Origin of the sequence: Nonomuraea sp. NPDC050404, from assembly GCF_040655495.1 — a bacterium.
Lineage (GTDB): Bacteria > Actinomycetota > Actinomycetes > Streptosporangiales > Streptosporangiaceae > Nonomuraea.
In genome coordinates this window covers 292065-300112 of the sequence record NZ_JBFAKB010000016.1, presented here as the reverse complement: position 1 = coordinate 300112, position 8048 = coordinate 292065, and the positions used below count along the sequence as shown (strand labels likewise).

Genomic DNA, 8048 nt, shown 5'->3' with positions numbered 1-8048 from the left:
CGTCCGAGACCGCCCCGAACCCAGCAACCAGGGCACCCTTAGTACCGATACGGAGAGTGATCATTCTGAAAGTTGCCCATTGCGTTGGAGGCGTGCTCTCCCCGCTGCTGGCCAACATCGCCTTGTCGGTCCTGGACGAGTGGTTCATGGCCGAGCACCAGGAGACGATGGCCACCGTCCGGCAGCGCGATAACCGGCGTCAACGCGGCGTGGCGAACTGGCGGCTGATCCGCTATGCCGATGACTGGGTCGCCCTGGTCAACGGCGCCCGCCAGGACGCCGAACGGTTGAGGGAGCAGGCGGCCGCGGTATTGGCCCCGATGGGCTTGCGCCTGTCGGGGGCCAAGACCCTGGTCACCCACCTCGATGACGGGTTCGTCTTCCTCGGGCACCACATCCAGCGGCGCCGTAAACGAGGATCCCGCCGGTGGACCGTCTACACCTACCCGAGCAAGAAGGCGGTCAACAGGGTGATCGCCAAGGTGCGGGCGCTGATCCACCCAGGACAACCTGACCTGAGAACCCTGCTGATCCGCGTGAACGCGGTGATCCGGGGATGGTGCAACTACTTCCGGCACGGCTCGTCCAAACGGACGTTCAGCTACCTGGGCCACTACGTCTGGCACCGCCTCTACTGGTGGCTGCGCAAACGGCACGGTGGCATGTCGTGGCGGAAGATCCGGACCCGGCTGCTCGACAACGGCTGGGAGATCTCCGCACAGGGAATCGTCCTGCTGGACGCGGCATCGATCCCGGTCACCCGGTATCGCTGGCGCGCCTGGGACATCCCGACACCATGGTCACGGCGAACAGAACCATCACCAGCGGCATGAACCTGTGGAGAGCCCGGTGCGGTGAAAGTCGCACGCCGGGTTCGGAGGGCGGGCCGGAGAAACGGACCAGCCGCAAGGCTGACACCGCGCTCCGGTCCGACCCCACAGACTCTTGAATACTCACCGTCATGCCTGCTCATCGTCGGGGCCGGCGGCCCGCGTGCGGTGGCGGGCGCGAACGGCCCCCAGGCCGCACGCGCAAGCCCGCCAGACCGCTAAGCGGGCGGGCGGCCCCGTGGCGAGCGCAGCGAGCCCTTGACCCAGTAAAGAAACTCTGAGCCAGCACAGCCTCTATATGACGAGATCAATGCCGCTCTTGCTGAGTTCTTGCGGCGTGAAGTCGGCTTCGGCGTCGTCGGCAAGCTCACGGTGGTAGCCGATCTCGTAGCGGTTGGCGGGGGCTTTGACCTCGGTGACCTCGATGGGGTGGCCGTTGGGGTGGGCCATGGTGCGGCGGATGAGCAGGACGGCCTCGGCGTAGTCCATGCCAAGGGCGGCGCGTTCGTCTTCGTAGGCGATGCGGGCGCTGGTGAGGGTCATCCAGCGGACCGGGCCGTGCTCGCGGATGAGGGACTGGTAGAAGAAGGCGGGGCGCTTGCGGTATTGGGCGTGCCGCTTGGGGTCGTCCCAGTCGGGCAGCATGTCGGCGTTGGTGTAGGAGTTGATCTCCAGGCGGGCCGATGCGCCATGGATGACGGCGGTGTGGCCTCGGTGCCACATGCTGCGGCGGTGGATGACCGGGTGGCCGGGGCGGACGTTGAGCATGGCGGCGATGTCGCGGTTGGCGGTGATCTTGTCGCCGGTGAACAGCGGGGCGTCGGGGTCGTGGTCGCGTAGGGCGAGGTTCCAGCCGAACTCTTGCACGTCGGGGTGGTTGCCGGGGGCGGCGAGGTCGGGCCGGTCGCGGTCGGTGATGATGATGGCGCGGCGTTCGGGCATGGGGCGGACGAAGGAGCCGCGTCCGCGCATGACGTAGGCCAGTCCTTCAGACACGAGGGTGTCGATGGCCTTGCGGACGGTGGGGCGGGAGACGTCGTAGGTGCGGACGAGTTCGGGTTCGCTGGGCAGTGCGCCGCCGGGTGGGTAGCGGCCGTCCAGGATGGCGGCCCGTAGGTCGGTGGCGATGACGCGCCAGCGGGCGTCCTTGTCCTCGGTGCTGCTCTGCATGCCGCGCCTTCCTTGGTAAAACTTCCAGGACCACTTGTACTACAGGTTGACGTACGCCGCCATGTGTGTCAACATGTAGTACAGGTAGTTACACAAGGAGGTGGTGCCCTTTGAGCAAGACGGAACGGCCCGAGGAGCAGCCGTTCGGCGGCGAATGGATGACCGATCTCGCCCGCCTGGTCAACGCGCCTGGCTACGAGCGGTGGCGCTCCATGGTCGCGGCGACCGGCGGCTGCGCCCACCCGGTGCACCTGACCGGACAATCCATGATCGTGAACGCGGGAACCGGCGAGGTCCTGCACAGCTACACCACGGACGGCGAACCGTCCGGACATCTCCTGGTGGCCTGCGGCAACCGGCGGGCATCGGTCTGCCCGGCCTGCTCCCAGACCTACCAGGCCGACACCTTCCACCTGATCCGGGCGGGCCTGTCCGGCGGCAAGGGCGTCCCGGAGACGGTCAGCGCACACCCCCGCGCGTTCGTCACCCTGACCGCCCCCTCCTTCGGCCCCGTCCACTCCCACCGCAACGGCCGCACCTGCCGCCCCCGTAAGCACGACACCCACTGCGAACACGACCGGCCGATCGGCTGCCACCTGCGACACGAACCCCACGACGAACGACTCGGCCAACCCCTCTGCCCCGGCTGCTACGACTACCCCGGCGCGGTGCTCTGGCAGGCTCACGCGGGCGCGCTGTGGCACCGCTTCACCCTCTTCCTCCGGCAAGAACTCGCCCACCAGGCGGGGATGAGCCGCCGTACCTTCGCCGAACACGTCAAGGTGTCCTTCGCCAAGGTCGCCGAATACCAGCGGCGCGGCCTGATCCACTTCCACGCCATCATCCGCCTCGACGGATCCGACGGACCGGACCAACCGCCACCCGACTGGGCCGACCACCACCTGCTCGCCCGCGCCATCCCACCCGCCGCGCGCCACGTCACCGTCACCACCCCCGCAAGCGATCTCGGCCGGTGGACGCTCGCCTGGGGGCAGCAACTCGACATCCGGCCCATCCTGTTCGACCCACGCGCGGACGGGCTCAGCGAACGCGCCGTGGCCTCCTACATCGCCAAGTACGCCACCAAGGGTGCCGAAGCCTCCGGCACCGTCGATTACCGCCTGTCCTGCCGGGCCTGCGGCGGACGCGGACGGCTGCACCTCATGACCGTCTGCGGGCACTGCCACGGCAGCGGCCTCAAGCCCGGCCTCAGCCTGGACGCCCTGCCCGTCACCGGCCACGCCCGACGCATGATCCGCACCTGCTGGGACCTCGGCGCCCGCCCCGAGTTCCGGGCGCTTCGCCTCCGTCCGTGGGCGCACATGCTCGGCTTCCGCGGCCATTTCTCCAGCAAGAGCCGCGCCTACTCGCTCAACCTCACCGACCTGCGCGACGCCCGCGCCGCCCACCGCGCCGCCGAAGCCCGCGAACGCCACGGCCTGCCCGCCCTCGGCGACGCCACCACCCTCGTCCTGGGCCACTGGCGCTTCGCCGGCATCGGCCACACCCCCGGCGAAGCGATCATGGCCGAACACATCCGCCAGAACGTCGCGACCGCCCGACACATCGCGGCCCAGCGCGCCGCTGAATGACCCCACCCCTACCCGCCCACGAGCGGCGGCTCTACCGCGTCTGCGACGCCATGCACCTACTCAGCCTCAGCCGCAGCGTGATCTACGAACTCCTCCGCTCCGGGCGGCTGCGCTCCGTCACTCAAGGGCGCACCCGGCTCATCCCCGCCTCAGCCATAGAGGACTACATCGCCCTACTCGAACAGGAGGCTTCATGACCGAACGACGCAGCCGAGGAGACGGCGGCCTGCACTGGGACGAGACCCGGCAACGCTGGATCGCCTCGGTGACGGTCGGCTACACCCCGGCGGGCAAGCGCATCGTCAAGAAGGCCAGCGGCAAGACCAAGACCGAAGCCAAGGCCAAGCTCAAGGAGATCATCCGCGACTACGAAGACGGCCTGGCCATCGCGCCGACCTACTACACCGTCGCTGAGGCGGTGCGCTACTGGCTGCAGCACGGCCTCGGCGCACGGTCGGACGCCACGGTGAAGATGTACAACACCTACGCCGACAAGCACGTGATTCCTGCTCTCGGTGCTCGCAAGCTACGTGATCTTTCGGTGGAGGACGTTGACAAGTGGCTCGCTGGCAAGACCGGCGAGCTGGGCACTCGGTCGCTCAAGCTGATCCACGGCATCCTCAACCGGGCGGTCAAGAGCGCGATGCGCCGCGACAAGGTGAAGCGGAACGTCGTGGACCTCTGCGACATCCCGGAAGGACGCGCCGGTCGTCCCTCCAAGGCTCTGACGCTGGCCCAAGCTCTCACCGTCCTCACACAGGCGGAACGGGGCGGCGAGCGCATGCGGGCCTACATCGTCCTCTCGCTGCTGATCGGCGCTCGTACGGAGGAGCTGAGGGCGCTCCTCTGGTCTCACGTCGTGGCGTACGACCAGGCCCGTACCGCCTGGCTACCAGTGGGCCAGGTGGGCTGGGAGCACGAAGAGTTCGCGGTCTATGTCTGGCGATCCGTCCGGCAGAAGGGCGACACCAAGACCGTCAGGTCTCGGCGCTCGCTCAAGCTGCCCCAGCGCTGCGTGGCCGCGCTGCGTCTGCTCAAGGACGCCCAGGACATCGCGCAGCAGAAGGCGGGAGATCGGTGGAAGGCCACGGATCTCGTGTTCTGCACGCGCACGGGCACTCCCGTCACGGCGCACAACGTACGGCGCGACTTCCGAAAGGTCGTGGAGGCGGCAGGGCTCACCGGGCGGGAGTGGTCGCCTCGCGAGCTGCGGCACAGTTTTGTGTCCGTGCTGTCAGACTCCGGCGTCCCGATCGAGGACATCTCACGCCTGGTCGGCCACTCCAACACGGTGGTCACCGAGACGGTCTACCGACACCAGATCAGGCCCGTGATCATGCAAGGAGCTGCGGCGATGGACAAGATCTTCGGGAGCTAGTCACTCACTTAGTCACTCAGACGCAATTTCCAAGATCGCACACAGAGTGTTTCCGCAGGTGGGCGGTACTGGGTTCGAACCAGTGACCCCTCGCTTGTAAGGCGAGTGCTCTACCGCTGAGCTAACCGCCCCTGATCGGCACTACACCTTACGACACCAACGGCCCCGATCGCACATCCACGGCCCACCCGGGCCCCAGCTCGGGCCGGCCCGCCGCTCGCCAGCCCAGCAGGGCCGCGCCGAACATGCCCGCGTCCACCCCGAGCGCGGCCGGGACCAGCGGGGGCGCGTCGCGGAAGGCCAGGCGTTTGACCAGGCGCGTGCGTACCGGGTCGAAGAGGGCGGGGCCGGCTTGGGCCAGGCCGCCGCCCAGGACGATGACGGAGGGGTCGAGCAGCAGCGTGTACGTGGCCAGCGCCAGCGACAGCGCCTCCACGGCCTCGTCCCAGATCTCGATGGCGATCGGGTCGTCGGAGGAGACCACCTGTTCCGCCTTGACGCCCTCCACGCCGGCCCGCTGGCTGTAGCGGCGTCCGACGGAGGCCGCCGACGCGTACGTCTCAAGGCAGCCGAGCTGGCCGCACGCGCACTGCTCCCCGTCGGGGAAGACGGGGGTGTGGCCGATCTCGCCCGCCCAGCCGGAGGAGCCGCCGTACGGCTCGCCGCGGATGATCGAGGCGCCGGCGATGCCCGTGCCGATGGGCAGGAAGAGGAAGTCGTCGAGGCCGCGGCCCGCGCCGAGGACGCTTTCGGCCAGGCCGCCCGTGCGTACGTCGTGCCCCAGGAGCACCGGGATGTCCAGGCTGGTGAAGGCCGCGGCGGGAACGTCGCGCCAGCCCAGGTTGGTGGCGTAGACGGCCGAGTCCTCGGTCACCAGGCCGGGCACCGCCAGGCCGACGCCGGCCGGGGTGCCGTCGCCCGCGGCGGCCAGATGATCGATGAAGTCGGAGATGGCCGTCACGACCGCCTCCGGGCCCTCCGCGTGGGGGGTCGGACGCCGCTCGCTCAGCAGCACCGCGCCGGACTCGCCGACCAGGCCGCCCTTCATGGACGTGCCACCGACGTCGAGCGCGACAACGAACGAACTCATTGCGGACACGGAAGGGTACGATAGCGCAGCTCAGTACATGTCCGTCTCCGAGGCGGCCCCGGGCACGGCGGCGCAGTTCAGCACGCGTACCGAGGCCCCGTCGCCCCCACAAAGCCCCGTAGCCCCCCGAGCGGTCCCGAGCGGCCCTTGAGGGCACGGCGGACCCCGGCGCGGCCTCCAGGGCCCTTCAGGCCCGTCCCAGCACCCGGTTGAGCGCCGCCTCCACCTCAGCCGACAACCCGGGCGGCGGCGACACCGGGGCCGGGTCGAGCGCCTCCGAGGAGCGCGCCGCCAGCCACACGGCGCCGCAGGACCGGCACTCCACCTCGCCCAACCGGCAGATCAGCGCCGTGGACGCGCAGGTGGCGCACGAGTCGAGGTCGAGGTCGTGCAGCCGTTGACAGTCCGGGCAGATCAGCACCTGGGTCTCGTTGCGCACCCCGCGCTGCCACGGGCTGGCGCCGCGCACCGGGTCCGTCTGCCGGGCCCCGCAGCGGTAGCAGGGCATCCTTCCCTCCGAAAGTCACGAAGTCCGCGAAGTCACGAAATATCGGCGAGTGCCTTGACATAGTCGGCGACGTCGCGCGCGGAGGAGATGGGATTGACCACCGACCACCGGATCACGCCCTCGCCGTCGATGATGAAGGTCCCCCGCCGAGCGAGCCCCTTCGCCTCATCGAACACACCGTACGCCTGCGCGACCTGTCCGTGTGGCCAGAAATCAGAGAGCAGGCCGAACGTGTAACCCTCGCGATCCGCCCAGGCACGATGCGTGAACACGGAATCGACCGAGACGGTCAGCACATGTGCGTCGTCGATGGGCTGATCGCGCAGGGCGGACAGCTCACCGTGACAGATCCCGCTGAACGCCAGCGGGTAGAAGACCAGCACGACCTTCCCGCCCCGAAACTGAGCAAGGCTCACCGGGGTGCCGTGCTGGTCCTGCAGCTCGAACTCCGGAGCCAGGGCGCCGACCTCGGCAGGATGTGCGTTCACAGCCATCATCCTGCCGTACGGCAGGCGCCGCCGGCTCCTACCGTCGACCCTTCGGCGGGACGAGCCTGGTGCCGGACCAGTCGGGTGCGGCGGAGATGCTGCTGGTCTGCGAGAGACCTGCGGTAGTGGCATCCTCCCCGATGTCGCTCGGCTCGACATGGTTGTCGCGCCCTGCTTTGGGCGTCAGCAGCCAGATCTGCCCGCCATCGGCGAGTACTCGCATGGCGCTGGTCAGAGCGTCGAAGAGATCCCCGTCTCCGTCGCGCCACCACAGCAGCACGACATCGACGACGTCGTAGCTGTCCTCGTCCAGCAGTTCGTTGCCGGTCAGGTCCTCGATGGACTCGCGAAGCTCGTCCTCGACGTCCTCGTCCCAACCGATCTCCTGCACCACCTGACCCGGCTTGAGGCCGAGTCGTTCGGCCAGGCCGCGCTCGCCCTGCGCCTGACCCGCGGTCGCGCTCACGTTTATCCCTCCTGCTTGAGTGGCCCCGCTTATGCGGTTTATCGCTTCGGCACAGTCCACACGGTGTGACCCTCAGTCGTCAACGGTCGCCACGGGTACGGCCGTAGTCGGCCAGAATCAATCAGACAAAAACGACAGGCGAACCTGGCGTTGCGGGTTGTCGACGTTCAGGTCCACGAGTGCGACAGACTGCCACATGCCCAGCGCCATTCGCCCTCCCAGCACGGGGATGGTGGCGTACGGCGGGATCAGCGCGGGCATGACGTGCGACCTGCCGTGACCGCGGGAACCATGGGCATGGCCCCACCGGTCATCGGCGGGCAGCAGGTCCCGCAGAGCGGCCAGTAGGTCATCGTCGCTGCGTGAGCCCAGCTCAAGCAGCGCGACGCCCGCGGTCGCATGCGGCACGAAGATGTGCAGCAGCCCGTCCTCACCCTGGGCACGTACGAAATCGGCGCATTCGGCCGTGATGTCGTGCACCGTCTCTCGTGAACCGGTGTCCACGGAGATGATTTCAGATCTCACA

The 8048-nt window shown here is 68.6% G+C and carries 10 protein-coding genes and 1 tRNA gene; 4 read left to right on the top strand and 7 right to left on the bottom strand.

Features of this window, described 5'->3' with window-relative positions:
- Positions 1-92 precede the first annotated feature (92 nt).
- Complete coding sequence (locus AB0I81_RS38515; protein ID WP_360667569.1) at positions 93-833, top strand: group II intron maturase-specific domain-containing protein; 741 nt, start codon at positions 93-95, stop codon at positions 831-833.
- 291 nt (positions 834-1124) lie between these two features.
- Here AB0I81_RS38515 and AB0I81_RS38510 read toward each other — a convergent pair whose 3' ends face one another.
- Positions 1125-2000 (bottom strand): GntR family transcriptional regulator, encoded by an 876-nt coding sequence (locus AB0I81_RS38510; RefSeq protein WP_360667567.1) that lies wholly within the window; start codon positions 1998-2000, stop codon positions 1125-1127.
- Between the two features lie 110 nt (positions 2001-2110).
- Here AB0I81_RS38510 and AB0I81_RS38505 point away from each other — a divergent pair, with 110 nt between their 5' ends.
- The 3 genes from AB0I81_RS38505 to AB0I81_RS38495 are packed head-to-tail and all read left to right on the top strand — an operon-like array spanning position 2111 to position 4970.
- On the top strand, positions 2111-3592 hold the full coding sequence (locus tag AB0I81_RS38505) for a replication initiator (RefSeq protein ID WP_360667565.1): 1482 nt from the start codon (positions 2111-2113) through the stop codon (positions 3590-3592).
- On the top strand, positions 3589-3789 hold the full coding sequence (locus AB0I81_RS38500; RefSeq protein ID WP_360667563.1) for a helix-turn-helix domain-containing protein: 201 nt from the start codon (positions 3589-3591) through the stop codon (positions 3787-3789). The genes AB0I81_RS38505 and AB0I81_RS38500 overlap by 4 nt, the downstream gene beginning before the upstream one ends.
- Positions 3786-4970 (top strand): site-specific integrase, encoded by a 1185-nt coding sequence (locus AB0I81_RS38495; RefSeq protein ID WP_360667561.1) that lies wholly within the window; start codon positions 3786-3788, stop codon positions 4968-4970. The genes AB0I81_RS38500 and AB0I81_RS38495 overlap by 4 nt, the downstream gene beginning before the upstream one ends.
- A 59-nt stretch (positions 4971-5029) precedes the next feature.
- Here the strand turns inward: AB0I81_RS38495 and AB0I81_RS38490 are convergent.
- The 6 genes from AB0I81_RS38490 to AB0I81_RS38465 all read right to left on the bottom strand — a co-directional run bounded on the left by AB0I81_RS38490 (position 5030) and on the right by AB0I81_RS38465 (position 8047).
- A tRNA-Val gene (locus tag AB0I81_RS38490) sits at positions 5030-5101 on the bottom strand.
- A 17-nt stretch (positions 5102-5118) separates the two neighbouring features.
- Positions 5119-6060: an ROK family protein gene (locus tag AB0I81_RS38485; RefSeq protein ID WP_360667559.1), complete on the bottom strand. Its 942-nt coding sequence runs from the start codon at positions 6058-6060 to the stop codon at positions 5119-5121.
- A 187-nt stretch (positions 6061-6247) separates the two neighbouring features.
- On the bottom strand, positions 6248-6568 hold the full coding sequence (locus tag AB0I81_RS38480; protein WP_360667556.1) for a hypothetical protein: 321 nt from the start codon (positions 6566-6568) through the stop codon (positions 6248-6250).
- Between the two features lie 32 nt (positions 6569-6600).
- Positions 6601-7062: a peroxiredoxin gene (locus tag AB0I81_RS38475; RefSeq protein WP_360667601.1), complete on the bottom strand. Its 462-nt coding sequence runs from the start codon at positions 7060-7062 to the stop codon at positions 6601-6603.
- 31 nt (positions 7063-7093) lie between these two features.
- Positions 7094-7522 carry a DUF3052 domain-containing protein gene (locus AB0I81_RS38470; protein WP_360667553.1) on the bottom strand — a complete coding sequence of 143 codons (429 nt, stop codon included), beginning with the start codon at positions 7520-7522 and terminating at the stop codon, positions 7094-7096.
- A gap of 117 nt (positions 7523-7639) precedes the next feature.
- On the bottom strand, positions 7640-8047 hold the full coding sequence (locus AB0I81_RS38465; RefSeq protein WP_360667550.1) for a YjbQ family protein: 408 nt from the start codon (positions 8045-8047) through the stop codon (positions 7640-7642).
- Position 8048 lies beyond the last annotated feature (1 nt).